General features: G+C 63.0%; 25 protein-coding genes. 16 read left to right on the top strand and 9 right to left on the bottom strand.

Features of this window, described 5'->3' with window-relative positions:
- The first annotated feature begins 71 nt into the window (after positions 1 to 71).
- The 5 genes from AAEQ75_RS16065 to AAEQ75_RS16045 all read left to right on the top strand — a co-directional run bounded on the left by AAEQ75_RS16065 (position 72) and on the right by AAEQ75_RS16045 (position 8,184).
- Positions 72 to 1,841: an N-acetylglutaminylglutamine amidotransferase gene (locus AAEQ75_RS16065; RefSeq protein WP_343349702.1), complete on the top strand. Its 1,770-nt coding sequence runs from the start codon at positions 72 to 74 to the stop codon at positions 1,839 to 1,841.
- Positions 1,842 to 1,959: 118 nt separating this feature from the next.
- The gene (gene ngg, locus AAEQ75_RS16060; protein WP_343349701.1) at positions 1,960 to 3,699 is read left to right on the top strand and encodes an N-acetylglutaminylglutamine synthetase; all 1,740 of its coding nucleotides are present in this window, start codon (positions 1,960 to 1,962) and stop codon (positions 3,697 to 3,699) included.
- Between the two features lie 62 nt (positions 3,700 to 3,761).
- Positions 3,762 to 4,961 (top strand): osmoprotectant NAGGN system M42 family peptidase, encoded by a 1,200-nt coding sequence (locus AAEQ75_RS16055; protein ID WP_106735543.1) that lies wholly within the window; start codon positions 3,762 to 3,764, stop codon positions 4,959 to 4,961.
- A 157-nt stretch (positions 4,962 to 5,118) separates the two neighbouring features.
- Positions 5,119 to 7,869, top strand: a complete 2,751-nt coding sequence (locus AAEQ75_RS16050; protein WP_343349699.1) for a hybrid sensor histidine kinase/response regulator — start codon at positions 5,119 to 5,121, stop codon at positions 7,867 to 7,869.
- A gap of 63 nt (positions 7,870 to 7,932) precedes the next feature.
- A complete protein-coding gene (locus AAEQ75_RS16045) occupies positions 7,933 to 8,184 on the top strand; it encodes a YheU family protein (protein WP_017679028.1) in 252 nt (83 codons plus the stop codon).
- On the opposite strand, the gene AAEQ75_RS16040 is transcribed toward AAEQ75_RS16045, so the two are convergent.
- The 3 genes from AAEQ75_RS16040 to ttcA all read right to left on the bottom strand — a co-directional run bounded on the left by AAEQ75_RS16040 (position 8,174) and on the right by ttcA (position 11,374).
- Positions 8,174 to 8,845 carry a DNA-3-methyladenine glycosylase I gene (locus AAEQ75_RS16040; RefSeq protein WP_343349698.1) on the bottom strand — a complete coding sequence of 224 codons (672 nt, stop codon included), beginning with the start codon at positions 8,843 to 8,845 and terminating at the stop codon, positions 8,174 to 8,176. The two genes, AAEQ75_RS16045 and AAEQ75_RS16040, sit on opposite strands and share 11 nt — an antisense overlap.
- 130 nt (positions 8,846 to 8,975) lie before the next feature.
- Positions 8,976 to 10,034, bottom strand: a complete 1,059-nt coding sequence (locus tag AAEQ75_RS16035; protein ID WP_343349697.1) for a 3-deoxy-7-phosphoheptulonate synthase — start codon at positions 10,032 to 10,034, stop codon at positions 8,976 to 8,978.
- 515 nt (positions 10,035 to 10,549) lie between these two features.
- A complete protein-coding gene (ttcA, locus tag AAEQ75_RS16030) occupies positions 10,550 to 11,374 on the bottom strand; it encodes a tRNA 2-thiocytidine(32) synthetase TtcA (RefSeq protein WP_143505334.1) in 825 nt (274 codons plus the stop codon).
- 99 nt (positions 11,375 to 11,473) lie between these two features.
- On the opposite strand from ttcA, the gene AAEQ75_RS16025 reads away from it, so the two are divergent.
- The 4 genes from AAEQ75_RS16025 to AAEQ75_RS16010 all read left to right on the top strand — a co-directional run bounded on the left by AAEQ75_RS16025 (position 11,474) and on the right by AAEQ75_RS16010 (position 14,185).
- A complete protein-coding gene (locus AAEQ75_RS16025) occupies positions 11,474 to 12,067 on the top strand; it encodes a DNA-J related domain-containing protein (protein WP_343349696.1) in 594 nt (197 codons plus the stop codon).
- 167 nt (positions 12,068 to 12,234) lie between these two features.
- Entirely contained in the window at positions 12,235 to 12,834 is a 600-nt protein-coding gene (locus AAEQ75_RS16020; protein WP_343349695.1) for a Yip1 family protein, read from the top strand.
- A gap of 132 nt (positions 12,835 to 12,966) precedes the next feature.
- Positions 12,967 to 13,629 carry a Yip1 family protein gene (locus AAEQ75_RS16015; RefSeq protein ID WP_343349694.1) on the top strand — a complete coding sequence of 221 codons (663 nt, stop codon included), beginning with the start codon at positions 12,967 to 12,969 and terminating at the stop codon, positions 13,627 to 13,629.
- A gap of 61 nt (positions 13,630 to 13,690) precedes the next feature.
- Entirely contained in the window at positions 13,691 to 14,185 is a 495-nt protein-coding gene (locus AAEQ75_RS16010; RefSeq protein ID WP_106735555.1) for a SprT family zinc-dependent metalloprotease, read from the top strand.
- A 106-nt stretch (positions 14,186 to 14,291) separates the two neighbouring features.
- Here AAEQ75_RS16010 and AAEQ75_RS16005 read toward each other — a convergent pair whose 3' ends face one another.
- Both AAEQ75_RS16005 and AAEQ75_RS16000 read right to left on the bottom strand, forming a co-directional pair.
- Entirely contained in the window at positions 14,292 to 15,473 is a 1,182-nt protein-coding gene (locus AAEQ75_RS16005) for a CaiB/BaiF CoA transferase family protein (protein ID WP_343349693.1), read from the bottom strand.
- A gap of 76 nt (positions 15,474 to 15,549) precedes the next feature.
- Positions 15,550 to 16,689, bottom strand: coding sequence for an acyl-CoA dehydrogenase family protein (locus AAEQ75_RS16000; RefSeq protein ID WP_343349691.1), 1,140 nt, complete (start codon positions 16,687 to 16,689; stop codon positions 15,550 to 15,552).
- A 163-nt stretch (positions 16,690 to 16,852) separates the two neighbouring features.
- Between AAEQ75_RS16000 and AAEQ75_RS15995 the strand changes: the two genes are divergently transcribed.
- Entirely contained in the window at positions 16,853 to 17,851 is a 999-nt protein-coding gene (locus tag AAEQ75_RS15995; RefSeq protein ID WP_343349690.1) for an AraC family transcriptional regulator, read from the top strand.
- A gap of 41 nt (positions 17,852 to 17,892) precedes the next feature.
- Positions 17,893 to 18,309 carry a VOC family protein gene (locus AAEQ75_RS15990; RefSeq protein WP_343349689.1) on the top strand — a complete coding sequence of 139 codons (417 nt, stop codon included), beginning with the start codon at positions 17,893 to 17,895 and terminating at the stop codon, positions 18,307 to 18,309.
- A gap of 12 nt (positions 18,310 to 18,321) precedes the next feature.
- On the opposite strand, the gene AAEQ75_RS15985 is transcribed toward AAEQ75_RS15990, so the two are convergent.
- The 4 genes from AAEQ75_RS15985 to AAEQ75_RS15970 form a co-directional block, all read right to left on the bottom strand.
- Positions 18,322 to 19,704 (bottom strand): ATP-binding protein, encoded by a 1,383-nt coding sequence (locus AAEQ75_RS15985; RefSeq protein WP_343349688.1) that lies wholly within the window; start codon positions 19,702 to 19,704, stop codon positions 18,322 to 18,324.
- Positions 19,701 to 20,378 carry a response regulator transcription factor gene (locus AAEQ75_RS15980; RefSeq protein ID WP_343349686.1) on the bottom strand — a complete coding sequence of 226 codons (678 nt, stop codon included), beginning with the start codon at positions 20,376 to 20,378 and terminating at the stop codon, positions 19,701 to 19,703. Before AAEQ75_RS15980 ends, AAEQ75_RS15985 begins: the two co-directional genes overlap by 4 nt.
- A gap of 66 nt (positions 20,379 to 20,444) precedes the next feature.
- The gene (locus tag AAEQ75_RS15975) at positions 20,445 to 21,050 is read right to left on the bottom strand and encodes an outer membrane beta-barrel protein (RefSeq protein WP_244157945.1); all 606 of its coding nucleotides are present in this window, start codon (positions 21,048 to 21,050) and stop codon (positions 20,445 to 20,447) included.
- Between the two features lie 112 nt (positions 21,051 to 21,162).
- Positions 21,163 to 22,335 (bottom strand): MFS transporter, encoded by a 1,173-nt coding sequence (locus tag AAEQ75_RS15970; RefSeq protein ID WP_343349685.1) that lies wholly within the window; start codon positions 22,333 to 22,335, stop codon positions 21,163 to 21,165.
- Between the two features lie 235 nt (positions 22,336 to 22,570).
- Between AAEQ75_RS15970 and napE the strand changes: the two genes are divergently transcribed.
- The 5 genes from napE to AAEQ75_RS15945 are packed head-to-tail and all read left to right on the top strand — an operon-like array spanning position 22,571 to position 26,633.
- Complete coding sequence (gene napE, locus AAEQ75_RS15965; RefSeq protein WP_039964770.1) at positions 22,571 to 22,738, top strand: periplasmic nitrate reductase, NapE protein; 168 nt, start codon at positions 22,571 to 22,573, stop codon at positions 22,736 to 22,738.
- A gap of 28 nt (positions 22,739 to 22,766) precedes the next feature.
- Positions 22,767 to 23,027 (top strand): chaperone NapD, encoded by a 261-nt coding sequence (locus AAEQ75_RS15960; protein WP_125835702.1) that lies wholly within the window; start codon positions 22,767 to 22,769, stop codon positions 23,025 to 23,027.
- Positions 23,024 to 25,528, top strand: coding sequence for a nitrate reductase catalytic subunit NapA (napA, locus tag AAEQ75_RS15955; RefSeq protein ID WP_125835703.1), 2,505 nt, complete (start codon positions 23,024 to 23,026; stop codon positions 25,526 to 25,528). The genes AAEQ75_RS15960 and napA overlap by 4 nt, the downstream gene beginning before the upstream one ends.
- Positions 25,529 to 25,539: 11 nt before the next feature.
- Complete coding sequence (locus AAEQ75_RS15950; RefSeq protein WP_092376465.1) at positions 25,540 to 26,025, top strand: nitrate reductase cytochrome c-type subunit; 486 nt, start codon at positions 25,540 to 25,542, stop codon at positions 26,023 to 26,025.
- Positions 26,026 to 26,036: 11 nt separating this feature from the next.
- Complete coding sequence (locus AAEQ75_RS15945; RefSeq protein WP_003461527.1) at positions 26,037 to 26,633, top strand: cytochrome c3 family protein; 597 nt, start codon at positions 26,037 to 26,039, stop codon at positions 26,631 to 26,633.
- The last annotated feature ends 99 nt before the right edge of the window (positions 26,634 to 26,732 follow it).

Raw genomic sequence — 26,732 nt, 5'->3', positions numbered from 1 at the left:
AGCATTATTTTGTTTTGGTGTAAAAGGCTCGACCACGAGCCACTCCCCAACGGCAACACCGGTAAGGAACTATGTGCGGAATAGCTGGAGAACTTCGTTTTGATCGACGCCCCGCGGACCTGGCGGCAGTCGAACGCATCACCCACCACCTGGCCCCTCGCGGCCCCGACGCCCATGGCTTTCATAGCCAGGGCCCCATCGCCCTGGGCCATCGCCGGCTGAAGATCATGGATCTGGCCGAAGCCTCGGGCCAGCCGATGATCGACAGCGATCTCGGCCTGTCCATGGTGTTCAACGGCGCCATCTATAACTACCCCGAGCTGCGCGGCGAGCTGGAAGCGCTGGGCTATCGCTTCTTCTCCGGCGGCGACACCGAGGTGCTGCTCAAGGGCTATCACGCCTGGGGCGAAAAACTGCTGCCCAAGCTCAATGGCATGTTCGCCTTCGCCGTCTGGGAGCGTGACAAGCAGAACCTGTTCATCGCCCGCGACCGCCTCGGCGTCAAACCGCTTTATCTCTCGCGCACTGGTGAGCGCCTGCGCTTCGCCTCGTCGCTGCCAGCCCTGCTGCAGGGTGGCGACATCGCCAAGACGCTGGATGCCGTCGCCCTCAACCACTATTTGAACTTCCATGCCGTGGTACCCGCGCCGCGCACCATTCTGGCGGGCGTGGAGAAACTGCCGCCAGCCACCTGGATGCGTGTCGATGCCGACGGCAAGGTCGAGCAGCACACCTGGTGGACACTGCAGTTCGGCCCGCAAGGCGAGGAAGTGAACTTCGGTTTTGAAGAATGGCGCGACCGCACACTGCAGACCATGCGCGAAGCGGTGGAGATTCGTCAGCGCGCTGCGGTAGACGTCGGCGTACTGCTCTCCGGTGGCGTCGATTCGAGCATGCTGGTCGGCCTGCTGCGCGAAGCTGGTGTGGAGAACCTGCTGACCTTCTCCATCGGCTTCCAGGATGCCGGCGGCGAACGTGGCGACGAATTCCAGTATTCGGACCTGATCGCCCAGCATTTTGGCACCCGCCATCATCAATTGCGCATTGGCGAGCACGAGATTCTCGAGCAGCTGCCGCAGGCCTTCCGCGCCATGAGCGAGCCAATGGTCAGCCATGATTGCATCGCCTTCTACCTGCTTTCGCGCGAAGTCGCCAAGCACTGCAAGGTGGTACAGAGCGGCCAAGGCGCTGACGAACTGTTCGCCGGCTACCACTGGTATCCGCAAGTCGATGGCGCCAAGGATGCTTTCGCCGCCTACCGCGCTGCTTTCTTCGACCGTGAGCACGACGAATACGCGGCCTGCGTGCAGCCCGCCTGGCTGACCGGCGACATGGCTGGCGAGTTCGTTCGCGAGCACTTCGCCATGCCCGGCGCCGATGCAGCAGTGGACAAGGCCCTGCGCCTGGACAGCACGGTGATGCTGGTCGACGACCCGGTCAAACGCGTGGACAACATGACCATGGCCTGGGGCCTGGAAGCGCGCACGCCGTTCCTCGACTATCGCGTGGCCGAGCTGTCGGCGCGCATTCCCGCGAAGTTCAAGCTGCCGGAAGGCGGCAAGTACGTGCTCAAGGAAGCCGCGCGCAAGGTCATCCCCAGCGCGGTGATCGACCGGCCCAAAGGCTACTTCCCCGTGCCAGGGCTCAAGCACCTGGAGGGCGCCACCCTCGGTTGGGTGCGCGACCTGCTGCTCGACCCCAGCCAGGATCGTGGCCTGTTCAACCCGACCATGCTCGATCAGTTGCTGACCAACCCGCAAAGCCAGCTCACGCCGCTGCGCGGGTCCAAGCTATGGCAACTGGCAGCGCTCAATCTGTGGTTGAGCGAACAGGGTCTGTAACTCACATGGAGCGGCCCTCGGGCCGCTCCTGCAGGATCAATGGTCGTAGCCCGGTAAAGCCGGGATGTGTCGCGACTCAATGACGATCCGGCCGAGACCGGACGACAGGGACTATTCCATGCGCTCCACTGCCTTCAACCAACGCCTGCTACGCGGCCAGACACCCTCCTACGAACGCCTACAGGCCCGTCTGGCCGAGGATCACACTAGCCAGCCCAGCCAACCGCAGGCCATTCATTGCGGCTGGGGCCGCCTGCTGATCGGCCATACCTACCCCGACGCCAGCGAGCTGGCCGAGTCGCTACTGGGAGAGCAGCCAGGCGAGCGCGATATCGCGCTGTATGTGGCTGCACCGCACCAGGTGCTAGCCCATGCGCCACAGCAACTGTTCCTCGACCCCTCCGACACGCTGCGCCTGTGGTTCACCGACTACCGCCCGGCGCGTCGCAGCTTCCGTGGTTTTCGTATTCGCCGGGCGCAGAACGATGCCGACTGGCAGGCCATCAATTGCCTGTACCAGACCCGCGGCATGCTGCCGATCGACCCGGCCAAGCTCACGCCTTACACCGAGGGCGGCCCGACCTACTGGCTGGCCGAGGACGAAGACAGCGGCGCGGTGATCGGCAGTGTTATGGGCCTCAACCACCAGCGCGCCTTCCGTGACCCGGAAAACGGCAGCAGCCTGTGGTGCCTGGCCGTCGACCCGCAATGCAGCCGCCCCGGTGTCGGCGAGGTACTTGTACGTCATCTGATCGAGCACGGCATGAGCCGTGGCCTGAGCTACCTCGACCTGTCGGTGCTGCACGATAACAAGCAGGCCAAGAAGCTCTACGCCAAGCTCGGCTTCCGTGAGCTGCAGACCTTCAGCCTCAAGCGCAAGAACGGCATCAACCAGCCGCTGTTCCTCGGCCCCGGCCCGCAGGCCGAGCTCAACCCCTACGCGCGGATCATCGTCGACGAGGCGCTGCGCCGCGGCATCGAGGTGCAGGTGGACGACGCCGAGGCTGGGCTGTTCACCCTCAGTCACGGTGGCCGACGCATCCGCTGCCGCGAGTCGCTGTGCGATCTGACCAGCGCCGTGAGCATGACCCTGTGCCAGGACAAGCACCTGACTCACCGTGCCCTGTCGCGCGCCGACCTCAGCGTGCCAGCCCAGCGCCTGGCCGCCAGCGCCGAAGACAACGCCACTTTTCTCGCCGAGCATGGATCGGTCGTGGTCAAACCAGTCGATGGCGAACAAGGCCAGGGCGTGGCCGTGGACCTGCGTACGCCGGGCGAGGTACAGGAAGCCATCGAACGCGCCCGGGTGTTCGATCAGCGCGTGCTGCTGGAGAGTTATCACGAAGGTCACGACCTGCGCGTACTGGTAATCGGCTACGAGGTGGTGGCAGCGGCGATCCGCCGTCCGGCCGAAATCATTGGCGATGGCCGCCACAGCATCGGCGAGCTGATCGATGCGCAAAGCCGTCGCCGCCAGGCCGCCACCGGTGGCGAAAGCCGCATCCCCAAGGACGCCGAAACCCTGCGCACCCTGCATGGCGCCGGCCTCGACTACGACAGTGTGCTGCCCGCCGGCGAGCGCCTGGCCGTGCGCAAGACCGCCAACCTGCATACCGGCGGCACTCTGGAAGACGTCACCGCGATCCTCCATCCGACCCTGCGCGACGCCGCCATCAAGGCCGCGCGCGCCCTGGAAATCCCCGTGGTTGGCCTCGACCTGCTGGTGCCCGCCGCTGATCAGCCGGAGTACGTATTCATCGAAGCCAACGAGCGCGCCGGCCTGGCCAACCATGAGCCGCAGCCGACCGCCGAGCGCTTCGTCGACCTGCTGTTCCCGCTTAGCCAGGTATCGAGCTGACCACTCTCCCCCGGCCCTCTCCCGCACAGGGAGAGGGGAAACCCGAATGCCGAGGAGCTTGCATGCAACAACTACCCGAACCCGATCTCGACTACATGCAGAAGGTGCTGCTGGAGATGCTTGCCATCCCCAGCCCCACCGGTTTCACCGACACCATCGTGCGCTACGTCGCCGAACGTCTCGAAGAGCTGGAAATCCCCTTCGAGCTGACCCGCCGCGGCACCATTCGCGCCACCCTGCGCGGACGCCAGAGCGAGTACGAGCGTTTCGACCGCGCCGTGTCCGTGCATCTGGACACCATTGGCGCCATCGTCCGCGAAATCAAGGACAACGGCCGCCTGGGCCTGGCCCCAGTGGGCTGCTGGTCGAGCCGCTTCGCCGAAGGTAGCCGTGTCAGCCTGTTCACCGACAACGGCGTGATTCGCGGCAGCGTGCTGCCACTGATGGCCTCGGGGCACGCCTTCAACACCGCCGTCGATACCATGCCGGTAAGCTGGGATCACGTCGAACTGCGCCTGGACGCCTACTGCGCCACCCGCGCCGATTGTGATTCGCTGGGTGTTTGCGTCGGTGATTTCGTCGCCTTCGATCCGCTGCCGGAGTTTTCCGAGAGCGGCCATATCAGTGCCCGCCATCTCGATGACAAGGCCGGCGTCGCCGCCCTGCTGGCGTCACTCAAGGCGATTCGTGATCACGGCCTGCAACCGATGATCGACTGCCACCCGCTGTTCACCATCACCGAAGAGGTCGGCTCCGGCGCTGCTGCCGCGCTGCCCTGGGATGTCAGCGAGTTCGTCGGCATCGACATCGCCCCGGTCGCGCCAGGCCAGCAGTCCAGCGAGCACGCCGTCAGCGTGGCCATGCAGGACTCCGGCGGCCCCTACGACTATCACCTGTCACGTCAGTTGCTGCGCCTGGCAGCCGAACAGGACGTACCGGTACGCCGCGACCTGTTCCGCTACTACCACAGTGACGCGCAATCGGCAGTCACCGCCGGCCATGACATCCGCACGGCGCTGCTGGCCTTCGGCTGCGACGCGACTCACGGCTATGAACGCACCCATATCGACAGCCTCAAGGCCCTCAGCCGCCTGCTCACCGCCTACATGATGAGCCCACCGGTGTTCGCCAGCGATGCGCAACCGGCACAGGGCTCGCTGGAGCGCTTCAGCCACCAACTGGAGCATGACGCGCAGATGGAAAGCGATACCCGCGTCCCGCCGGTGGACAGCCTTGTTGGCCAACATGATCGGGACGCTTGAAGGCTTGAGCACATAAAGGCAAAGTGACATACAGAACGACAGGGGAGCATCAGCTCCCCTTTTTCTGGCCTGCAGTCAGTGGCCAACCTTAGGGCCGTCGCCAAGCGACGTTGAACATGACACCCCGGCCATTTTCCTGGCTTTCTGAGGTTCACGGATGCCTCGCGTCTTTCTGGCCTTGCTGTTGCTCTGGCTCGCCTGCCCCAGTTGGGCGCTTACGCCTGCGTCACTCGACAGCGACGACCTGCGCCTATCCCTGGGCCCTTACACCGGTTATTACGAAGACATAAACGGCACCCTGAGCATCGAGCAGGTGCAGGCGCTGGATGATGACGCCTTCAAGGCCCTGGGCGGTGAACATGCCAACCTCGGCAAGAACGCATCGGTGTGGTGGTTCAAGGTTCGCCTGGTCAACGCCCTGAACCATGAGCTGGCCGGCTATCTCGAAGTCAACTATCCGTTGCTCGATCATCTGCAGGTGCACCTGATCGACCCGGATGGCAACCGCCTGGAACAGGGAAGCGGCGACACTTTCGCCTTCTCCCAGAGGCCGGTGCAGGTCCGCAATTTCTGGTTTCCCATGCAGCTGGAGCCCGGTGTCAGTACCTTGCTGATCCGCGTCGAAACCACCAGCACGGTATTCGTGCCGCTATTCTTCGCCACCTACGGTGCCAGCGCAGCCGCGCAGGAAAACCTGATGGGCTTCAACGGCGCGTTCTACGGCGTGCTGTTCGCCATGTTCTGCTACAACCTGTTCCTCTACCTGTCGCTGCGTGAATCAGCCTACCTCTGGTACCTGGCCTACAACCTCAACGTCGGCCTGCTCGCGGCGTGCTTCGACGGCATGCTGTTCAAGCTGCTGCCCGAGCACGTGGCCTTTCAGTCGGTCAGCATCTACATCCTGATGTACGCGCACTGCCTCACGGCCATCCAGTTCAGCCGTCATTTCCTGCATGCACGCCAGTATTTCCCGCGCCTGGATACCGGCCTGCGCCTGCTGATGTTGGTCTGCGTCGGCTGCCTGCTGTCGATTCCGCTGATCGGCTTCGCTGCCTGGAACATCCTGGCCAGCGTCACCGTGTCCCTGGTGTCGCTGATCCTGCTGCTGACCGGCATCTACGTGTGGCGTCGTGGCGTACGTTATGGCTCCTATTACACCCTGGCCTGGGCCATCCTGCTGTTCGCCTTCATCCAGGCCACCACTGGCTCGCTAGGCCTGGAAGTGTTTGGCGTGTTCGGCGCCACGGTAGTGAAGATCGGCGTGACCATCGAGCTGATCACCCTGTCCATCGGTCTTGCCGACCGCATCAACCTGCTCAAGGAAGAAGGCTTCCAGTCGCGTCGTGCGGCCGAGCAAGCCGCCTTCGAGAGCCAGGCCAAGAGCCGCTTCCTGGCCAAGATGAGCCATGAAATCCGCACCCCGCTCAACGGCGTACTGGGCATGTTGCAACTGCTGCGCGAAACACCGCTAGATCGCAGCCAGCGCTTCTACGTCGACACCATTTCCAGCTCCGGCAGCTCGTTGATGGCGGTGATCAACGACATCCTCGACTACGCCCGCATCGAGTCCGGCAAGCTCAGCCTGGAGCAGATCGAGTTCGATCTGGAAGACATGATTTCCGAGACGCTCAGCCTGTTCACCGGCCAGGCGCTGGACAAACGCCTGCGCCTCTATATCAGCCTGGAAAACGGCGTACCTCGGCGCATTCAGGGTGATCCGACGCGGCTTAAACAGGTGTTGATGAACCTGCTCAGCAACGCTCTCAAGTTCACTGCCGAAGGCCATGTGGCCGTCAGCGTCAGCCGCCGCAGCGACAGCCATGGCCAGCCGCATCTGGTGTTCGCCGTCAGCGACAGTGGCATCGGTATCAGTGAGCAGGCACTGGCGCAATTGTTCGAATCTTTCGCTCAGGGCGACTCCAGCACTACCCGCCGTTATGGCGGCAGTGGTCTGGGCCTGGCCATCAGCAAGGAGCTGGTGGAGATGATGGGCGGCAGAATCGAAGTGCAGAGCACCCTGGGCCAGGGCACCCGCTTCGCCTTCGACATGCTGCTACTGGCCGAACAGGAAACAACCGACGAGCTCAGCCGCCTGCTGGCCGGCCGCACCGCACTGCTCGCCTCTCTCGATGGCCTGGGCCTGGATGCCATGAGCCGTCTGCTCGGGCGCTGGGGCATGCGCACCGAACGCTGCCAGACGCCAGAGCGCCTGCAGGACTATCTGGAGGATTTCGCTGCGCCGCCGTTGCTGGTACTGATGGCGCCCTGGCCAGGTGGCGTCAATCACTGGCTCGACTCGCTCCGGCCCAAGCTGCAGGCGCAACAGCGCGTGCTGCTGGTCTGCCCGCCCGAGGCCTGCCAACATCTGCCGGCGAGCCATGGTCTGCGCCTGCAACACCTGGCCCAACCCGTGGCAATCAAAGCGCTGCGCCAGGCCTTGAACGGGCTGTATGAAGAACCCAGAGCACAGGTACATCAGTTGGTCAGAGAAATACGCAGCGACAACAGCGAAGCCCCCTGCATTCTGGTGGCAGAGGACAACCCGGTGAACCAGCTGGTGGTTCAGGGCTTTTTGAAGAAACGTGGCTACAGCGTGCGCCTGGTAGTCGACGGCCAGGCGGCGGTGGACGAATACGCTCGCGACCCGGCAGCCGTGCATTTGATCCTGATGGATTGCGAGATGCCGGTGATGGACGGCTTCGAAGCCACACGGCAAATCCGCCGGCTCGAACGCGACCGGCAACTCGCTGCCGTCCCCATCATCGCACTGACCGCGCATATCCTCGAAGAGCACCGCCAGCATGGCCTGGACGCCGGCATGGACGACTTTCTCGGCAAGCCGCTGGATAGCGGGCTGCTCTACAGCACGCTAGAACGTCACCTCAAACGGCCCGGCATGGTGCACTGAGGGCGCTCGCGGCACGGTGCGCTTTGGCTCTATCATCGGCACCAACCACTGGAGCCATTGACCGTGTTGATCCCCGCTGAGCTGCTGCAAGCCGACACCCTCACCGCCCTGATCGAAGATTTCGTCACCCGTGACGGGACCGACAATGGCGATGAAACCCCGCTGGAAACCCGCGTGCAACGCGTGCGTCGCGCCCTGGACAAGGGCGAAGCGGTGATCGTCTTCGACCCTGACAGCCAGCAATGCCAGCTGGCGATGAAGCGTGACGTGCCCAAGGAATGGCTGGAGGCGTTGCAGCAATCGCTCAGTGATTGACCGTATGCGCCAACATCACCGATAGCTGACACAGCGGTCGGCCGCTTTCGGCCTGCCACTGGTTGAACGCCGCCTGCACCGCGGCCAAGTCTTTCAAGCTGGTCGGCGCCTTGTCGATCACGCCCTGCGCTTTCAGCGCGGCGACCATGTCATCGGTGGGAATGAAGGTGTCCTTGCCCACCATGCGCAGAAAACGCGGCGCCGACAGGCCGCCAAGCTGACTGCCATGCTTGGCCAGGTATTTCCACAGGCCGACGATGTCGGTCACCGGCCAATCGGCGATCAGGGTGCCAAAGCCGCCTTTTTCACGACGCACATCGAGGATGAACTGGGCGTTGCGCGGCACGCTTTTCAGCTTGCCCAGGTGGCGAATCAGCCGCGCATCCTGCATCAGGTTCTCCAGGCGCTCAGCGCCCATCAGCACCACCTTTTCCGGGTCGAAGCCAAAGAACACCTGCTCGAAGGCCGGCCATTTGGCGTCCACCAGACTGTGCTTGAGACCGGCGCGGAAGATGCGCAGGCTGATCAGCGACAGGTAGCGATCATCGCTCAGCGCGCGCAGTTCGGCATCGCTGCGCGGCTGCGGCAGCATGGCCTCCAGTGCCTTCGCCGAGCCGAAGCGATTGAGGCAAAACTCGTGCAGCCACTTGTAATCACGCATGAATCAAATCCTTCATGAAACGGATGACAGAGCCTGCACGCAGCGCGTTGAACACTCAAGTCCCACAGCGATGACGCTCACGTAGGGCGGGTGAAACCCGCCAATCTCGAACCGGCGGGCTGCACCCGCCCTACCCACGCAAACGCTCGGCTGCCTGGCGCAACGCAGCCTCGGTGCCGCTCCAGCCCAGGCAGCCATCGGTGATCGACACGCCGTAACGCAGCTCGCCGGAAAGCGCCTGGCAACCGTCGAACAGGTGGCTCTCCAGCATCACCCCGCGTAGGCTGTCATCGCCAGCCAGGCGCTGGTCGATCACGCTTTCCAGCACCGCCGGTTGACGCAATGGATCCTTGCCGCTGTTGGCATGGCTGCAGTCGACCATGATGCGTGGCGCGATACCCTGGCGCTGCAACGCTTCCCGCGCAGCGGCGACGCTGACGGCATCATGGTTCGGTGCGCCGTGGCCGCCGCGCAGCACCAGATGGGTGTCCGGGTTGCCCGCGGTATGCAGCAGGGCCGGATGGCCGAGGTCATCGATGCCGAAGTGCTGATGCGGGTGCGCCGCCGAGTGCATGGCGTCGCAGGCGATGCCGACACTGCCGTCGGTGCCGTTCTTGAAGCCCACCGGCAAATCCAGGCCGCTGACCATCTCGCGATGCACCTGCGACTCGCTGGTTCGCGCACCGATGGCCGCCCAGCCGAGCAGATCGTCGAAGTAACCAGCCGCCATTGGCTGCAACAGCTCAGTGGCCAGCGGCAAACCACGAGCGAGGATATCCAGCATCAACTGCCGGGACTGTCGCAAACCCTCGGCCATATCACCACTGCCATCCAGATGCGGGTCGTACAGCAGCCCCTTCCAGCCTACTGTGGTGCGCGGTTTTTCCACGTAGGCGCGCATCACCAGCAGCAGTTGGTCGTCGACCTGCGGCGCCAGTTCGGCCAGGCGCTCGGCATATTCGAGGGCGCTGCTACGGTCATGCAGGGAACAGGGGCCAACCACCACTAGCAAGCGCGAGTCGCGGCCATCGAGCACGGCGCGGATGGCGTCACGGTCGGCGGCAATGGTATCGGCAAGTGCGGCGGGCAACGGCAGGCGCTGGCGCAAGACGGCGGGGCTGGGCAGCGGCTGGGCGCTGCGGCGGGCGATGGTGGTGACGGAGGAAGCGAGTTGAGCGGAGCTGTTCATGATCTGGCGGTTCCTTGGCCGGCGCGGTCGATGCCGCGGCGGCGCTAACTGAGTGTTCGCGGCAAAGGTGTCAGGGCGGTGGTGACGCTGCTAAATCGCCAGTCGTAGCGGTAGTTGCGGTAATAACGGTTCATCTGTGAGTCCTCGATCTGTGGCCGTTTTTCGGCCGGAAAAAACAAAACCCCCGGTCGGGTTGCCGACCGGGGGTTTTCTGGAAAACGTCTCTGGTGGCGACCCTGGTGTCTCAGGCCGCCTGTGGGGTATCAGGCGCGCCTGTGGCTAAACCAATACCCAAAGAAGTAATACGCCGCAGCCACAAGCGACTGCGCACGCGCCAACGCGGCGCGCGAGGCACCGGCTTGCAGCATGGACAGGAGGTTGAGGCTGGCGGACATGGAATTCTCCAAAGCGATGACCGAACCATACTCCAGGCCTTTGCGGCCTGGCAAGCGTCGCGGCTAAAGCCCCTCCCACGGATTCGAGTCACATGTGGGAGGGGCTTCAGCCGCGATGGCTTACAGGCTCATCACATCGAGGAAGCGCGGCGTGGCGCTGTCGTCGATCTTCAGGCTCTTGAAGTCGAACAGGTTACGGTCGGCCAGCTGGGAGGGGTGCACATTCTGCAGGGCGCGGAACATGATCTCGACGCGGCCCGGGCTCTTGCGCTCCCACTCCTGCAGCATCTCCTTGACCACCTGACGCTGCAGGTTTTCCTGCGAGCCGCAAAGGTTGCACGGGATGATCGGAAATTCCTTGAGCTGGCTGTAGGCCTCGATATCGGCCTCGGCGCAGTAGGCAAGCGGGCGGATCACCACGTTGCGGCCATCGTCGGACAGCAGCTTGGGCGGCATGGCCTTGAGCGTGCCGCCGTAAAACATGTTGAGGAAGAAGGTTTCCAGGATGTCGTCGCGGTGGTGCCCCAGCGCCATCTTGGTCGCGCCGATCTCATCGGCATAGGTGTACAGAGTGCCGCGACGCAGACGCGAGCACAACGAACAGGTGGTCTTGCCCTCGGGAATCTTCTCCTTGACCACCGAGTAGGTGTCCTTCTCGATGATGTGGTACGGCACGCCGACGGATTCCAGATAGGCCGGCAATACGTGCTCGGGGAAGCCGGGCTGCTTCTGATCCATGTTTACCGCGACGATCTCGAACTTGATCGGCGCCACCTTCTGCAGATACAGCAACACGTCGAGCATGGTGTAGCTGTCCTTGCCGCCGGACAGGCAGACCATCACCTTGTCGCCATCCTCGATCATGTTGAAGTCGGTGATGGCTTCGCCGGCCTGGCGGCGAATGCGCTTCTGCAGTTTGTTCTGGTTGACCGAAAGGGTGCCCATGGTGCGTCGAAGTCCGGGGGTAGGAACGAAAGCGCGACATTTTACGCACAATGGCGCCGCGCCCCCACCCCAGCGACAACTAAATGCTAGGCTCGGCCGATGAACGACGACCTCGACCCCAATCTGGACCTCACCGAGCAGGTACTGCAACTGCTGCAGGCAGCACCGGACGGCATTGCCGAATACACCCTGATCCAGCAACTGAAAGATCGCCACAGCGGTCATGTCCCCAATCTGCCCCTGGCCGACAAGCTGGTGCTGTTTCGCACTCATTTCCTGCTGTTCAACGCGCTTTATCGCCTGCGCGAGCAGCTATGGCAGAAAAAGAGTCACCTGCTGCAGATCAGCCCGCTGTGTATACGTCTGCTGCCCTATCAGTCAGGCAGTGCGGCGCTCAGTGAACGCGACGCCCTGCGTGACTACTACCTGGACATGAGCAACCTGCAGAGCACCGACGAACGCGACGTCGAGCGCTTGCTGACCAGCTTCTGGACGCGCATGCAAGGCGGCGAAGAGAAGCAGGCTGCACTCGAGTTGTTCGAACTGGCCAATGAACGGACACTCGACCTGCCAAGAATCAAGCTGCGCTACCGACAAATGGTCAGCGAGCATCATCCGGACCGAGGCGGCAGCACAGAGCGGCTGCAGTCGATAAACCTGGCTATGGAAATTCTTGAGCGCTATTACCACTGACTTCTAGAGAGCGATTTGCTCTAAAGCCAGGCATCACGACGGCTCCAGGCTCTGTCTATACTGCGACATAAGGTCGCAACGATTTGGCCTGATACCTGGTAACGCTGTCCATGCGCGCCGGGCCTCCGCCGGGGGGGCGACTGTCATAAGAAAAGGAGGTGTCTGGCATGATCCACCACGTTTGGGGGCTCTTCACCCATCCCGATCAAGAATGGCAAGAAATCCGTGGCGAGGAAGAATCAATCAGCCACATGTACCTGACCCATGTGCTGATTCTTGCAGCAATTCCCGCTATTTCAGCTTACATCGGCACTACCCAGGTTGGCTGGGCGATTGGTGACCGAGCACCAGTAATGCTTACCGAAGGCAGTGCGATGGTGATGACCATCATGTCCTACCTGGCGATGCTCGCCGGGGTAGCCGTGATGGGCGCATTCATCCACTGGATGGCACGTACCTACGACGCCAATCCTAGCCTGACCCAGTGCATCGTATTCGCGGCCTACACCGCCACCCCGCTGTTTATCGGTGGCCTGGCAGCGCTCTATCCACACCTGTGGCTAGGCATGGTCGTGGGCACGGTTGCGATCTGCTACACGGTTTATCTGCTCTATGTCGGCATACCAACCTTCATGAACATTCCTGAAGACGAAGGCTTCATGTTCTCCAGTTCCGTACTGGCAGTCGGCCTGGTCGTGCTGGTAGCGATGATCGCCAGCTCGGTCATTCTCTGGGGCATGGGCATCGGCCCGGTCTACACCAGCTGATAGTCACTAGCCGCGAACCCACAGGCCGCCTCCGGGCGGCCTTTTCATTGCCATGCGCCAGAAAATTTGGGTTGAACCCCACGCGGCTATGACTGCCCGAGATTTAAAGGCAGTCACGCGGATGGTCACACCATGTATGCGAACCTCTATATCCTTCTCACCCGTCCGGACCGTGCCTGGACGGCCATTCGCCAGGACGAGGAACGTAACAGCGCCAGCTACTTGCCCTACCTGTTGCTCTTCAGCCTGTTGCCGGCAGTTTGCCTGTTCATCGGCACCCATTGGGTGGACTGGAGCCTGGTAGACGAAGAGCGCATTCGCCTGGAGGTCGCAAGTGCACTGCAACTGAGCGGGCTGCTTTATCTGGCTACGCTGGTCGGAGTTTTCATCATGGGTTACTTGCTGCGCTACATGTCGCGCACCTTCGAGGCCAGGCCCACCTTCAACCAGTGCATCGGTTTCATCGCCTACGCCTTTACGCCCTTCTTTATCGCCGGGATCGCCGCGCTCTACCCCACACGCTGGCTGGCAATCAGCGTCCTGCTGCTCGCCTGTGCCCATGCCGCCTACCTGATCTATGTCGGGCTGCCACGCTTCATGCGCATCGACAATCAACAGGGTTTCCTTTACGCCTCCTCGATGATTGGCGTGGGGCTGCTGGTGATCGTCACCATTCTGGTCAGCATGATCCTGTTCTGGACCTACACCCTGGAGCCGGAATATCAGCGCACGGTGCAGCAGGACCAGAGCCGCGGCACCCAACAGGAGCGAATGCAGGCGCCAGTAGACGAGTGATACCTGCGCTGGCTGCCGGCTTGCGGCATAATTCCCGCTCAGCCTGCACCAGCGCCTGTCCATGCCCGAACAGATTCAAGCCCGCGTCGAAGCCTGCTATCAGCAGGCCGAAACCTTCTTCAAGCAACGCTTTGCCCGCCCCGAGATCAGCTTCAAGCTGCGTGGCCAGAAGGCTGGCGTCGCACACCTCACGGAAAACAAGTTGCGTTTCAACCTGCAGTTGTACCGCGCCAACCATGAGGATTTCCTGCGCCAGACCGTGCCTCACGAAGTCGCTCACATGGTCGCCCACCAGCTATTCGGCCCGCGCATCCAGCCGCATGGTGAGGAGTGGCAGTTGATCATGCGCGGCGTCTACGAACTGCCGCCACATCGCTGCCACAGCTATGAAGTCGAACGGCGCAAGGTCAGTCGCTTCATCTATCGTTGTAGCTGCGCGGATGGTGAGTTTCCCTTCTCCGCCCAGCGTCACGCTCTGGTCGCCAAGGGCCGCCGCTACTACTGCCGGCGCTGCAAGGTGACGCTGACCTTCAGCGGTGAGCAGCGCCAGGAGTGATGAGGGAAACTTCATAACGCCTCGGTGCGCGCGGCGTACCCTATGCCGGTATCGAAACCCCACAGGGTGCGGCGCACCGACATTGCCAGACAGTGAGCCGTTCGACTCAACCCAGCGCCCTAGCACTCCTCAACGCCTCGATCTGTTCGGCGTCGTAGCCCAGCTCAGCCAGCACCTCGGCAGTATGTGCGCCAACTGCCGCACCGACATGCCTTGGCGGTGGTAGCCCTTCGGAGAACTTCAGCGGGCAGGCCAGTTGCGCCTGCGCCGGCAAGCCTTCGCGCGGCACCTCGACGACCAGTTCGCGCGCCCTGATCTGCGGATGCTGCACCGCCTCGGCCAGCGGCAGCATTGGCTCGACGCAAGCATCCAGCTCGGCGAACACCGCGCACCATTGCGCGAAATCGCGCTTCTCGAACTCGATCTCGATCTCGCGCTTGAGCGCGCGCTGGTCCTCGGGCTTTTGCGACAGACCACGCGCCGCCAACTCGGGGCGGCCGATGGCCGCGCAGAACTGCTGCATGAACTGCGGCTCCAGGCTGCCGACAGAGAACCAGCGGCCGTCGCGGGTGCGGTAGTAGTCGTAAAAGCTGCCGCCATTAAGCGCCTGGTTTTCCATGTCAGGCTCGACGCCAGCCCCCAGGTAGCCAGCCCCCGCCATGCCGTGCAGGCTGAACGCGCAGTCGGTCATGCTCACGTCGACCTGCTGCCCCAGGCCGGTAACCTGGCGCTGTACCACGGCCGCGAGCAGGCCGATCACGCCATGCAGCGAGCCACCTGCCAGGTCGGCCAACTGCACGCCAAGCGGTAACGGGCCACTGTCGCGGCGCCCTGTATAGCTGGCGATACCGGCCAGTGCCAGGTAGTTGATGTCATGCCCGGCACGGTCACGGTATGGCCCGCTCTGGCCGTAGCCGGTGATCGACACGTAGATCAGCCGCGGGTTGATCGCCTTGAGCGCATCGTAGCCGACACCCAGCTTGTCCATCACGCCGGGGCGGAACTGCTCGAGCACGATGTCGTACTCACTGACCAGTTGCTTGACCACCTCAACGGCCTCTGGCCGCTTAAGGTCCAGGGCGATGCTGCGCTTGTTGCGGTTGAGGTAGGCGTGACTGGTGGAGGTTCCGCCGTCGTGCGGCGGCAGCACGCGTACCAGATCCATGCGCGTGGGCGACTCTACCCGCAGCACCTCGGCGCCCATGTCGGCCAGCAGCAACGAGGCGAACGGCCCAGGCAGCAGCGTGGAAAAATCGAGAATCTTCAGTGATGACAACGGGCCGGACATGGTGACTCCAGATGCGATGTTTGGCGTAGTGCTGGCAGGTTCGTACCCGCCCTACGAGGGTAGATGAAAGGCTCGCCTACAGCTTCATCCCGCGACTGATGATCTCCTTCATGATCTCCGAGGTGCCGGCGAAGATGCGCTGAATACGCGCATTCGCGTACATCTTGCAGATCGGGTACTCCCACATGTAGCCCCAGCCGCCGTGCAGCTGCACGCCCTCGTCCACCACCTTGCCGAGCAGTTCGGTAGTGAATAGCTTGGCCTCGGCAGCCACTTCGGGAGTGAGCTTCTTCTGGTTGTGATCCATCACGCAGCGGTCGGTGAACACCTGCGCCACGTCGACCTGCGTGCGCATTTCCGCCAGCTTGAAGCGGGTGTTCTGAAAATGCGCCACCGGGCGGCCAAAAGCGTGGCGTTCCTTGACGTACTCGATGGTGGTCTGCAGTGCCGCCTCGGCGCCGGCCACTGCACCACAGGCATTGGTCAGACGCTCCTGGGCCAGCATGTTCATCAGGTAGAAGAAGCCGCCCTTGGCATCGCCCAGAAGGTTGTCCTTCGGCACCTTGACGTCATTGAAGAACAGCTCGGCGGTGTCCTGGCTGTGCATGCCGAGTTTCTTCAGCTTCTTGCCACGCTCGAAGCCGGGCATGCCGCGCTCCACCAGAAACAGGCCCATGGCGTGCTTGTTGGCCGGGTCGGTCTTGGCCGCGACGATCACCACATCGGCCAGATAGCCATTGGAGATGAACACCTTGGAGCCGTTTAGCAACCAGTGATCGCCCTTGTCCACCGCCGTGGTGCGCATGCCGGCCAGATCCGATCCGGCAGACGGCTCGGTCATCGCTACCGCCAGAATGGTTTCACCGCTGATGATGCCCGGCAGCAGCCGCGCCTTCTGCTCGGCATTGCCATACTCGGCGATATAGGGACCGCACAACGCCGAGTGCAGCGGGATCATGAACCCCGGCTCGTTGATGCGCGCCAGCTCCTCGCTCATGATCTGCTCGTAACGAAAGTCCTTGAGCCCCGCTCCGCCGTACTCCTCGTCCGCCCAGGGCAGCAGAAAACCCATCTCGCCGGCTTTGCGCCACACGCTGCGATCCACCACCCCAGCCTCTTCCCAGGCCTCCTGATGCGGCACCACCTCTTTATCGAGAAACGCAGCGAAAGCGTCGCGGAACAGGTTGTGCTCGGTGTCGAAATGGTTGCGTTGCATGGGGCGGGTCCTCCGCTGTTGTTATGTCCTCGAGGTTAAGGGCCGCCCCGCCGCCCCTCAATGACCCATACGCTCAGCCTCGGTTGACCCAATCGCTCGGTTGGCTTGCCCTGGCTGGGAGCAACTGCCTACCATCGACCACCCTCGCTTTCGGAAACCCAGCATGCGCGAACGCACTATTGCCAGCCACTTCGTCCGCGCCGCCCTGCGCGGTGCGGACCGCCACGGCCTGGCCTGCGACCCAATACTGCGTCAGGCTGGTATTCAGAGCGCCGTGCTGGTCGAGCCACGCGCACGTATCGCCCCGGAACAATTTTCCCGGCTGATGCAACTGCTGTGGGAATCGCTGGACGACGAATACCTCGGCTTCGGCCGCCAGCCGAGCAAACGCGGCACCTTCGCCATGATGGGTCACGCCATCATCCACTGCCGCAGCCTGGAAAAAGCCCTGAGCCGTGGCGCAATGTTCTACGGCCTGTTTCCCGACGCACCGAGCATCAGCCTGCAACGCGAAGGCGACTGGGCGCGGCTGAGCGTCGACGACAGCACGCTGTGGGACCCGGATCATTTTCTCGTGGAGAGCCTGCTGGTGATCTGGCATCGCCTGGGCAGTTGGCTGATCGGCCAACGCATCCGTTTGGAAGAAGCCACCTTCGCCTACCCCGAACCCGCGCATGCCACCGAGTACGAACTGCTATTCCCCTGCAGCCGGCGCTTTGCCGCCGGACAAACCAGCCTGCTGTTCCATTCCCGCTACCTGGCCATGCCGCTGCTGCAGGACGAACGCACCCTCAAGCAGTTTCTCCAGCACTCCCCCGCCGACCTGTTGGCCCGCCCCGACGGCGGCGACAGCCTGATCAGCCAGATTCGTCGCCTGCTCGGCCGCGACTGTCGTACCTGGCCGGACCTGGAACAGGTCGCCCAACACCTGCACACCAGCCCGCAAACCCTGCGCCGCCACCTGCGCGAAGAAGGCACCAGCTTCCAGGAGCTCAAGGATCACCTGCGCCGCGATCTGGCCATCTACCACCTGGGCCGCGACGAACTGGCGATTCAGGACATCACCGAACAACTCGGCTTCTCCGAACCCTCGGCCTTTCACCGCGCGTTCAAGAAATGGACGGGGCTGACGCCAGGGGCTTATCGGGCGCAGGAAGGTTAAGCCACACGAACCTAGACCGAATCAGTAGCAGGAGAGATCGAATGAGAGCTCGTGTAAGCGTTATCACCCTGGGAGTAGAGGATCTTGAGGCTTCACTGCGTTTCTATCGTGATGGTTTGGGCTTCGCGACAGAAGGCATAGTCGGCCAGCAATTCGAACATGGCGCAGTGGTTTTCATCGACATGCAGGCGGGCCTGCGTCTAGCGCTGTGGCCGCGCGCCAGCATTGCGCATGACACCGGCCTAGCCGTGCATCCCAGCAGCCCTACCGAGATGACGCTTGGTCACAACGTGGCCAGTGCAGAAGAAGTCGATACGCTCATGACACAGGCCAAGGCAGCGGGCGCGGCGATCATCAAGCCGGCCCACAGAACATTTTGGGGTGGCTACTCCGGTTACTTTCAGGACCCGGACGGTCACGTCTGGGAAGTGGTGTGGAACCCGCAATGGGTCTCTTGAGCCGGTCACGACTCAGTCGTACAACCGCACCCTGAAACAGGCGCCGCCCAGTTCGGAGTCTTCCAGACTCAGCTCACCGTCGTAGCTTTCGACGATATCTTCCACCACCGCAAGGCCGATGCCCTGCCCCGGGTTCTGTGCATCCAGACGCTCGCCGCGCTGTAGTACGCGCTCACGCTGCTGCTGCGGCACGCCAGGGCCGTCGTCCTCGATGGTGATCAGGCAGCCGCCAGCCAGGGGTTGCAGCCTGACACGTACGCGATGCAGGCAGAGGCGGTAGGCATTCTCCAGCAGGTTGCCCAGCAGCTCCATCAGAGCGCCACGCTCCATGGTGATCTGGCTGTGCTGGGGTACCTCCAGCGTCGCTTCGACGCGCTTGTCGCGGTAGACCTTGTCCAGCGAACGGCACAGGCCGTCGAGCAGCGGCCAGACCTGTTCGCGATGACGCACCAGGCCGCTGCGGCGCAGGCTGGCGCGCTGCAACTGATAGCCAACCTGCTGGCTCATGCGTTCGATCTGCGCCTGCATCAACTGCGCCTGCTCACGATTCTCCGGTTGCACGGCGAGGGTTTCGCCGATGCCCTGGAGCACACTGAGCGGTGTTTTCAGGCTATGGGCGAGGTCCTCCAGCGAATCGCGATAACGCTCGCGCTGACGCCGCTCGCTGTCGAGCAGGCGGTTGAGGGAATTGGTCAGGCGCAGCAGTTCGCGCGGATGCTCGTCGCTCAGGCGCTGGCGAGTGCCCGCCTCCACGCCATCGAGCTCGTCGCTGAGGCCGCGCAGGCTGCGAAAACCCCAGGTCAGGCCGAACCAGAGCAGGCCCAGCAGCACCAGCAGTGCGATCCCCAGCCACAGGCGCAGTTGCCAGGCGAAACCGTTGAACAGCCCCTCATACTCGCGTGTCGGCTGCATGGTGACGATGCTCAGGGCGGTTTGATCGCCGCGCAGCAGATCCACTTCGATGTCGTACACGAAGTATTCCTGGCCACTGTCGTCACGAATCCGCACAAACTCATGGCCGCGGCCGTCGTAGCGCGGCAGGTAGCGCACCAGTTCGTCGATGGATGAGCGCGAGCGCCAGAGCATCTGGCCTTCACGGTCGAAGATGAAGCCCCGCAGGTGCGAGTCGAGGTTGTCGAATTCTTCGTCCGGCATCTTCTCCGGCATGTGCAACTGGCCGTCGTCGATACGCGCGGCGGATATCAGCGCTGCCGCGTCGGAGGCCAGGCGCTTTTCGATGGTCTGCTCCAGGGCCATGAGAAACACGCCCTGCAGCACCGGCATCAACAGCAGCATGAACAGCATCGCCAGCGCGGCGCTGGCCAGCATCAAACGCAGCCGCAGGGAGGCGAAACGCATACGCAGCTTGCGTAGAACGGCGCGCGCTCGACTCACTTGCAGCGCTCGTTGAACATGTAGCCCTGGCCACGCACGGTTTCTATCGGTTTGCCGCCCAGCACTGCCTCCAGCTTGCGCCGCAGACGACCTACCAGCACTTCTATGACGTTGGGATCACGCTCGTCGTCGCCCGGATAGAGCTGTTCCATCAGGCGCTCCTTGGCCACCACCTGCTGATGGTGCAGCATGAGGTACTCGAGGATGCGGTACTCGTAGGCGGTCAGCTGCAGCGACTGTTCATCCACCGTGGCCTGCTTGCGATTGAGGTACAGCACCAGGGAGCCCGCTTCGATGGTCGACTTGGTGAACCCGGAAGAACGTCGCAGCAGCGCGTTCAGACGTGCTTCCAGCTCCTCGAACTGGAACGGTTTGACCACATAGTCGTCGGCACCGCAGGAAAGCCCTTCGACCTTGTCCTGCCAGTTACCGCGTGCGGTGAGTATCAGGATCGGAAAGTTCTTGTCCTGGCTGCGCAGCTCACGGATCAGGTCGATACCGCTCATGCCCGGCAGACCGAGGTCGACCAGGGCCAGGTCATGATTGAAGGACTCAGCTCGGTACAGTGCTTCTTCGGCGGTGCGCACGGCATCCACCACATGCCCGTTTTCACTGAGGCGAGTGAACAGATGGTGACGCAGCAGCGACTCATCCTCCACCACCAGCAATTTCATGAGACTCTCCCTTTTTCAGTTGAACGAAGGCCGGGCGATGCCCGGCCTGGTAACGCTAAGCCGCCGTCAGAAGGCGAAGTTGGCACCGAGGTAAAGCTGCGAGCTGCTGTGCAGGTCCAGCGATCCTGCCTTGCCCGCGCCGTGCGGCGCCATTTCCGTGCTGGCGTTGGTACGCAGGTAACGATAGCCCGCTTCGATCGAGGTGTTGCTGTTCAGTTCCTGAAGGATACCGGCCTGCAGGCCAGCGGCAAATCCGATGTCGCTATCGCGGGAGAAGCCGCGGCTCTCCTGCTCCAGCTTGACCAGGCCGGCGGTGACGCCACCGAACAGCTTGGTGTTGTTGTCACCCAGCGGGACGAACATGTCGTAGCTGCCGAGCAGATTCTGCTGACGCAGCTTGTAGCCACTGTAGGTGTCGGAGACGTTCTCGTAGGTCGCGTAGTAACGGCCATCGGCGGTCTTCTGGCCGGCACGGATGCCCCAGGTGCCCTCGCCGTTGATCACCTTGTCCAGCTTGGGGTTGCCGAGGTTGGCGTTCAGCGCGCTGGATTTCTGGATGTTGTTGTCGGTCTGGCCCCAGGTCAGGCCGACGAAGTTGTCGTTGGCCTGGGCAGCGGTTGCGCCCAGTGCCAGGCAGGTAGCGAATGCGATACGGTTCAGGGTGATTTTCATCGAGTCATTCCTCTCGTTGCGGTTTTCATCAACTCGACAACAAGTCTGCGGGAAGACTACTGAATACCCGCTGAACCCTCCTTGAACCTGCACTGAACGAGCGGCAAACAAGCTAAATCTTACGTACCAGCAGCATCGCGACGACGAACAGCGAGGCCAGAACGCCGAGCAATGCCAGCCAACCGGCATGCTCCCAGACATAACCGCCGACGTAGCCCACCAGGCTCGAGCCCAGGTAATAGGCGCACAGATACAACGCCGAGGCCTGCGCCTTGGCCCCCTGCGCATGGGCACCAACCTGGCCGCTGGCGACTGCGTGAGCGGCGAAGAAGCCGAGCGTGAACAGTGCCAGGCCAACCACCGCAGCGCTCAACCAGGGCGCCGCGCACAGGGCCACCCCCAGCAGCATCAGCGCGATGCCGCCATGCAGCACCTGGCGCGCACCGAATCGCGGGACCAGACGCCCGGCCCAGCCGGCGCTGAAGATACCCAGCAGATAGACGGTGAACAGCAGGCCGATCACCGTGGCAGACAAGTTGAACGGCGCGCCGGCCAGACGAAAGCCGACGTAGTTGAACAGCGCCACGAAGCCGCCCATCAGCAGGAAGGCCAGGGTGAACAGCAGGCGCAGGCGCGGATTGCTCAGGTGCAGAACGAAATTGCCCAGCAGCCCGCGCAGGGACAATGGCTGCGCGGTGAAATGCCGCGAAGGCGGCAACAGCCAGAGGAACAGCCCCAACGCCAGCAAGCCGAGCCCGGCGATGCCGCCCAATGCCCAGGGCCAGCCACCGATATCGCTGAGCAGGCCGGCCAGCAGGCGCCCGAGCAGACCGCCCAGCGCCGTACCACCGATGTACAGCCCCATGGCGGCAGGCAGCGCTTCGGGGTCGAACTCCTCGCCGACATAGGCCATGGCCAGCGCCGGAAGACCGCTCAGCGCCAGCCCCAGCAGCGCACGCAGCATCAGCAGCGTGCCCCACTCCTCCACCAGCGCACAGGCGATCCCCAGTAGCGCGGCCAGGCCCAGCGCCGCGACCATCACCGGCTTGCGCCCCCAGCTCTCGGCCAGTGCACCGGATACCAGCAGGCACAGGGCAAGGCTCAGGGTAGTCAGCGAAAGCGCCAGGCTGCTGCTGGCCGCAGACACGCGAAAGTGCGCAGCCAACAACGGCAGCAGGGGTTGCACGCAGTAAAGCATGGCGAAGGTGGCGAAACCGGCGCAGAACAGCGCCAGGGTGGCACGCCGATAACCGGCGCTGCCACGGCTCAGATGAGTCACGGACATGGGTGGACTGGCTCACGAAGCTGGATGCAAGCGATAGCCGGAACATGCCGCAAGACCGAACCGGGTGACGCCTGCAGGTGAATGAAACCAGACGAAATATTAGCACGCTATCGATAATCGCGAGCGCGTGCCATTACCGCTCGTGCAATTCCTTTTCCTTGATCCAGCTCAACAGACTTTGCCCTTACTAACGTTAGGGTCTAGCCTCAATTGCGAACGCAACGGAGAAGAGCGAATGGCTACCCCGCCCGAACGCAGCGCCATGAAAGGCAAGGAAACTCGCCTGTTCGTCTTTCTCGTGGTCTGCCTGTTCCCCATCCTTTCGGTCGCGCTGGTCGGCGGCTACGGATTCATCATCTGGTTCATGCAGATGCTACTCGGCCCACCTGGCCCACCCACCTGATCCTTCCTTACCTACGGAGCCACGGAACATGGCCGCCTCTATGCATATTTCCAGTCTGCTGGTGCACGTACGGCCCGAATGGCTGGCTGCGGTGAAAGCCAACCTGCGCCAGCTGGAAGGCCTCGAACTGCATCAGGAAAGCCCGCAAGGCAAGCTGGTGGTGGTGCAGGAAACCGAACACGAGCGCCACATCCTCGCCCGCCTCGAACAGATCAACGCGTTGCCAGGCGTGCTCAATGCCGCTCTGGTTTACCACGAACTCCTCGACACAGAAGGAGACTCAGAATGAAGCTTTCCCGCCGTGAATTTGCCAAGGCCAACGCTGCTGCCATTGCCGCCGCTGCCGCCGGTCTGCCGTTGGTGACGACCGCCAGCAACCTGATCACCGAAGCGGACATGACCCGCCTGGACTGGAACAAGGCGCCCTGCCGCTTCTGCGGCACCGGCTGCAGCGTGATGGTCGCCACCCGCGACAACCGCGTGGTGGCCACCCACGGCGACGTCAAGGCCGAGGTCAATCGCGGCCTGAACTGCGTCAAGGGCTACTTCCTGTCGAAGATCATGTACGGCGTCGACCGCCTCAACCAACCGCTGCTGCGCATGAAGAATGGCGTGTACGACAAGCAGGGTGAATTCCAGCCGGTGAGCTGGGAGCAGGCCTTCGACATCATGGAACAGAAGACCAAGGAGGCGCTGCGCGAGCATGGCCCCGAGGCCGTCGGCATGTTCGGTTCAGGGCAATGGACGGTGTGGGAAGGCTACGCCGCCAACAAGCTGATGAAGGCCGGTTTCCGTTCCAACAACATCGACCCCAACGCGCGCCACTGCATGGCTTCGGCGGTGATGGGCTTCATGCGCACCTTCGGCATGGACGAGCCAATGGGCTGCTACGACGACATCGAGGCCGCCGACGCCTTCGTGCTGTGGGGCTCGAACATGGCAGAAATGCACCCCATCCTCTGGAGCCGGGTCACTGATCGTCGCCTCAGCCATCCGAACACCAAGGTCGCCGTGCTGTCCACCTTCGAGCACCGCAGCTTCGACCTGGCCGATATCCCGCTGGTGTTCAAACCGCAGACCGACCTGCTGATCCTCAACTACATCGCCAACCACATCATCGAAAGCGGCGCGGTGAACAAGGACTTCGTCGGCAAACACACCAAGTTCGCCCGCGGCGCCGACGACATCGGCTACGGCCTGCGCGCCGACAACCCGCTGGAGATGCAGGCCAAGAACGCGGCCAAGGCCAATACCTGGGAGGACATGTCCTTCGAGCAGTTCGCCGCCTTCGTCAAACCCTACACCCTGGAGCGCACCGCCAAGGAAAGCGGCGTGGCGGTCGAGCGCCTCAAGGCCTTGGCCGAGCTGTACGCCGATCCCAAGCGCAAGGTCATGTCGTTCTGGACCATGGGCTTCAACCAGCACACCCGTGGCGTCTGGGCCAACAACCTGATCTACAACCTGCACCTGCTCACCGGCAAGATCAGCGAACCGGGCAACAGCCCCTTCTCCCTCACCGGCCAGCCCTCGGCCTGCGGCACCGCGCGCGAGGTGGGCACTTTCTCCCATCGTCTGCCCGCCGACATGCTGGTGGCCAACCCCAAACACCGTGCAACCGCCGAGAAGATCTGGAAGCTGCCGGCCGGCACCATCCAGGAAAAGCCCGGCTTTCATGCCGTGGAGCAGAGCCGCAAGCTCAAGGACGGCGTGCTCAAGGTCTACTGGACCCAGGTCAGCAACAACATGCAGGCCGGCCCCAACGTGATGCAGGAGATCCTCCCCGGCTGGCGCAACCCGCAGGCCTTCGTCATCGTCTCCGATGTCTACCCCACCGTCTCGGCCCAGGCTGCCGACCTGATCCTACCCAGCGCCATGTGGGTGGAGAAGGAAGGCGCCTACGGCAATGCCGAGCGCCGCACGCAGTTCTGGCATCAACTGGTCAAGGCACCGGGCGAGGCCAAGTCCGACCTGTGGCAACTGGTGGAGTTTTCCAAGCGCTTTACCACCGATGAAGTCTGGCCTGCCGAACTGCTGGCCAAGGCCCCGGAATACAGGGGCAAGACGCTGTACCAGGTGCTGTTCGCCAACGGCCAGGTCGACCAGTTCCCCCGCGAACAGATCGAGGCCGGCTATGCCAACGACGAGGCCGAGGCCTTTGGCTTTTACCTGCAGAAGGGCTTGTTCGAGGAATACGCCCAGTTCGGTCGCGGCCATGCCCATGACCTGGCGCCCTTCGACAGCTATCACGCCGAGCGTGGCCTGCGCTGGCCGGTGGTTGACGGCAAGGAAACGCGCTGGCGCTATCGCGAAGGCCTCGACCCCTACGTGGAAAAAGGCAGCGGCGTGCAGTTCTACGGCTACCCGGACAAACGTGCGCTGATCTTCGCCCTGCCCTATGAGCCACCAGCGGAGGCACCGGATGACGACTTCCCGTTCTGGCTCAGCACCGGCCGCGTGCTCGAACACTGGCACACCGGCAGCATGACCCAGCGCGTCGAGGAGCTGCACGGCGCCGTGCCCGATGCCCTGGTGTACATGCACCCGGACGATGCCAAGGCACTCAAGGCGCGACGCGGCAGCGAGGTCAAGGTGATCAGCCGACGTGGGGAAATCCGCGCGCGCATCGAAACCCGTGGTCGCAACAAGCCGCCGCGTGGCCTGGTGTTCGTGCCCTTCTTCGACGCCAACAAACTGATCAACAAGGTCACCCTGGACGCCACCGACCCGATCTCCAAGCAGACCGACTACAAGAAGTGTGCGGTGAAGATCGAACTGGTCAGCCTGGCCTGAGGAGAACCGTCATGACTCTGCGTTTTCTGCCTCTGTTACTGCTCGCCGCCTTTGGTCTGGCCATCGCCGGCGAGCTCAATTACCCGCTCGACGCTCCGGCACCGGACGGTCGCCGCCCTGGCGGCACCCTGAGCCAGAGCCTACCGGCGCCCGTGCTCGGCAATGAAGAGAACAAGGATATCAAGCGCGAGCGCAATTACCCCGAGCAGCCGCCGACCATTCCGCACAGCATTCGCGGCTATCAGGTCGACGCCAACGGCAACAAGTGCCTGACCTGCCACAGCCGCGCCGGCAGCGCCCGCAGCCAGGCGCCGATGATCAGCATCACTCATTACATGGATCGTGACGGCCAGGCCCTGGCGGCGGTTTCACCACGGCGCTACTTCTGTACCCAGTGCCACGTCACCCAGCAGGAGGTCAAACCTCTGGTCGGTAACGCCTTCCGCAATATCGACCAGTTGCTCGGCGACGAAGCCGCCGGCACGGCAAAACCCTGAGGAGGCCTTTCATGAAGTCGTTAATGGCCCTACTCAAGGAGTACTGGGGCATCCTGCGCCGCCCAAGCGTGCATTACAGCCTGGGTTTTCTCACGCTTGGCGGCTTCATCGCCGGGATCATTTTCTGGGGCGGTTTCAACACCGCGCTGGAGGCCACCAATACCGAGCAGTTTTGCATCTCCTGCCATGAGATGCGTGACAACGTGTACGTCGAGCTGCAGGACACCATTCACTACAGCAACCGCTCCGGGGTGCGCGCCACCTGCCCGGACTGCCACGTACCGCACCAGTGGACGGACAAGATCGCGCGCAAGATGCAGGCGTCCAAGGAAGTCTGGGGCAAGATCTTCGGCACCATCAGCACCCGCGAGAAGTTTCTGGAAAAGCGTCGCGAACTGGCCGAACACGAATGGGCACGGCTCAAGGCCAACGATTCGCTGGAATGCCGCAACTGCCACAACTTCGACTACATGGACTTCACCAAACAGAGCCCGCGCGCCCGCCAGATGCACTCCAGCGCCCTGGCCAGCGGCGCAGCCACCTGCATCGATTGCCACAAGGGCATCGCCCACCAGCTACCGGACATGAGTGGGGTGCCCGGTTGGTGAACGGCTGAAACCCGGGTGCGCAGCAACTCCATTTGGAACGGTGCAGTACGTGCCCGTCCCTAGGTGCATTGCTGGGCACGTCCCCGTGACACTCACCTC

Source organism: Pseudomonas sediminis, assembly GCF_039555755.1.
Lineage (GTDB): Bacteria > Pseudomonadota > Gammaproteobacteria > Pseudomonadales > Pseudomonadaceae > Aquipseudomonas > Aquipseudomonas mendocina_D.
The sequence above is the reverse complement of the archived record's forward strand: the minus strand, read 5'-3'. Positions and strand labels throughout refer to the sequence as shown.